Source organism: Lactobacillus kimbladii, assembly GCF_000970755.1.
GTDB lineage: Bacteria > Bacillota > Bacilli > Lactobacillales > Lactobacillaceae > Lactobacillus > Lactobacillus kimbladii.
Window position 1 is genome coordinate 834,034 of sequence record NZ_KQ034007.1, and the last position, 3,597, is coordinate 837,630.

The window sequence follows — 3,597 nt, forward strand, 5'->3', positions numbered from 1 at the left end:
TAATAGATACTATGTTGCAATTGGCAATGTTAAGAGTACAATTCAAAAGCTGAAACATAATGCTTACATTTATAACCAATACGGCAAGCGGGTCAAGAAATCAGGTAAACTGAAGTCAGGCAAGGCTATTGCTACATACGGCAGTAGCGTTAAGATTCGCGGTAAGAAGTACTTCATCATTGCCAAGAATCGTTATGTCAAAGCGGCAAATGTCTCAAGCCAAAATGTACCTTTAAAGACAGCAACGGCTAATCAAACTGCTGCTGTTGAAGCAGGAGACCAATCTCATATCATTGTTAATAAAAAGATAAAGCACAATGCATATCTTTATGATCAAAATGGTATTCGTGCAAATGGCTTAGTAATAAATGCTGGTTCAAATGTTGACGTAGTATCGCAAAAAGTTGTCAACAAGAAGTTATATTACGTTCTTGAAGACGGATTGTATATAGCTGCAGGAAATATAGATGCCAAGAAATTGAAATTGAAGCATAATGCATATATATATAGTAAATATGGCAATCGTAAAGGTAAAAAGGTGCTGAAGAAGCGTAAATCAATTAAGGCATACGGTAATCCGGTAAAGATTAAAGGTAAAAAGTACTATACTATAACAACAAGTAAATTTGTAAAAAAAGCTAATGTAAAAGGGTAGTTTAACTTCCTGATAACAAGAGAAGTGACACAACTGTAAAAAACAATTGTGTTACTTTTTCTTTTGCGAAATATTTTTTTACTTATAATATATAACACCTTAAAACCACAACCCACTATTTCGGATAGTTTTTTAATACTAAAAAATTAGTTGAAAAAAAACTTAAAAATCAAAATTAAATAAATTTATCAAAAATAAATACTTATGTCTATCCATTTATGAAAACTATTTTTAATTTTTTTTAGTTATAAAGGGATTAAATAGATATAACTAATGTAATACTACTTATATTTAAATAACTAATATTTATAATTTAATATTAACAAATATAATATATTTACAACTAATAATGATTCTTATACAATATAGTTGTGCTTAAATAATGAGGAAGGACTAATAATGCTAAGTAAAAATAACTATAATGCGAAATTAAGAAAAATGGAATTGCAAGCAAAGCAGGATCATTTTTTAATTCGCAAATTAACAATTGGAGCAGCTTCTGTTTTACTGGGATTCACTTTTTTCGGAGCTGGCAGTCAAACAGTTAAAGCTGATACTGAATCGACTGCACAGCATGCTGTTGATAAAACAGAAACAATTTCATGTAATTCTCCTGCTAATGATAATATAATCACACTTGGTTTTAAAAAAAATACTGAGACTGATGGTGACAAAAAATGTGCCACAAACACTTGCGCTGTCCCAAAGTCTGTATCTAATAATACTGCTTCAGATGTTCAAGCAAACGCTGCTAAAAAAGCTGATACTGATCAGGATCTTACTAAAGATCATTTGAAAAAAGATGGATCCGATCAAAGTGATATTGAATCAGTGCGAAATAATAGAAAATCTGATATAAAATCTACAATTGAAACTGCGCAAATTCGAGTAAATAAAGCATATGGTTCTTCTTTAAAAGATCAAGACGACTTGGACACTAAAAATGATTATTTGGCTCAGATTGATAAAATTGATACTGATGTGATAGCTAAACTCAATGCAGGAAAAAATGTCGAAGAAATAGATTCAACAGCAGAAACTGCTATTAGGGACATTTTAAATCTTGCAGCGGCTGCAGAACTGCATTTTGCCAAAAAGACAACTATTGATGCTATTACAAGCAAAGCAAACGTTGACGAACAAGCTAATAATGCTAAAAAAAGTGTTATTAAGGCCAACGATAAAATTTATGAGAATCTTGTTGATGAAGAGGAAAAGCAAACTGATACAGATTTTACCACTGCTGACTCCATTCAAAAAATACATTTAATAACAGATAAAACAACAAAAAATATTTTTGCTGTCAAATCAGATGCTGACCAAGCGGAGTTGAACAAGTATAATGTACTTGAACCAGATGAAATTGCAGCACTAATTGAAGATTTAACTGACACTCAAACCTTGGTTAATGAGCTGATTGACAATTTCCCAAACATTAGTGTTGAAAATAAGAGTGCTCTAAAAGATAAAGTTAACCTATACTATCAGACTACTATCAACAATATAGAAAAAGCTGGTGATTTAGGCTTAGCTGATACGGAAAAAAGTAATGGCACTATTAAAATAAATACGGTATATCTAGAAGCTTCGAAATTAAATCAACAAATTGGATTAGATCAAAAGAATCTTGATGAATATGCACAAAAAGCAACTGAAAATATTAATAATTCCAATTTATCAGAAGCTGACAAAGAAAAAGCAATAAAGGCAATCAGTCAGGCTTGTGATGATGCCAAAAATATAGTTGGACAGCAACCTACTATTGACAGGACGGATACGGCTGAAAAAGCTGGAAAAGCTATTATTGATGCGATTGAAAAAGCAGCTTATTTAGCTAATCTTGAAAATGCAGCCGAGAATGCCAAGAATAAAATTCAAGATGAATATAATAACCTGGATCAAAATGGTAAAGATAAAGAAAAAGGCAAACTTGAAACAGCACTAGATACTATTGAAAAAGCTAAAAATGATGCTGAAGCAGCAATTTCAAGTGCTACAGATAAAAATGATTTAAGCACCATATCTAAAACTGGCATTGATAAAATTAATGGTGTAACAGATGATACTTCACTAGAATTTGCCAAAGAGTCAGCAAAAGAAACTGTTCAACAAATAAGTGATATTGTCAAACCGAATTTAAAAGACCCGAATGATCAGAATGCTGTTGATAAAATTAATAAGGATGCTGCAACAAGCATTGACGGAGCTAAAACCATCCCAGAAGTGACTCAGATTCGGGATGAAGCTATTCAGAAAATAAAACAAATCAAAAATGCAACAGACGCTAAAGAAAATAATGACTTGTCTAATGCCAAAGAGGCAGCAAAAGAAACTGTTCAACAAATAAGTGATATTGTTAAGCAAAATTTAAAAGACCCGAATGATCAGAATGCTGTTGATAAAATTAATAAGGATGCTGCAACAAGCATTGACGGAGCTAAAAGCGTCCCAGACGTGACCAAAATTCGGGATGAAGCTATTCAGAAAATAAAACAAATCAAAAATGCAACAGACGATAAAGAAAATAATGACTTGTCTAATGCTAAAAGCAGCAGCAGGAATGCAGTTGATGTAGATGCAACTGCAGCGCTTGACCGCGTCAATAAAGCTTATGAAAAATTAACCGAAGCTGAAAGAACTGCTAAAAAAAATGAGTACGATACTGCTATTAAAGCTATCACTGATGCCAAGAGTGCTGCCAAAGATAAGATTGATAGTGCTCCAAATGTTGATGCTATTAATGCCGCAGTAAGTAAGGCACAACAAGAGTTCAATACAATTGCTACTAATGCCGAGGTCTCTTTTGCAAAACTGGCAGGTAAAGATAAGATTCAAGATGCTGCTGCACAGGCAAATAAAGTCTTAAGCCCTAAGGGACAAGCTGCTGTTAAAGAAATTGTGACTCAGGCTAATAGTGATATTGAAGACGCAGAAACTGTTGC

General features: G+C 32.7%; 2 protein-coding genes. Both read left to right on the top strand.

The features are described from left to right. The coding region (locus JF75_RS04330) for an SLAP domain-containing protein (protein WP_046331994.1) at window positions 1–655 on the top strand (655 nt) is incomplete at its 5' end. Window positions 656–1,054: 399 nt separating this feature from the next. Next, a partial coding sequence (locus tag JF75_RS04335; RefSeq protein ID WP_046331995.1) for a YSIRK-type signal peptide-containing protein occupies window positions 1,055–3,597 on the top strand: 2,543 nt, incomplete at its 3' end.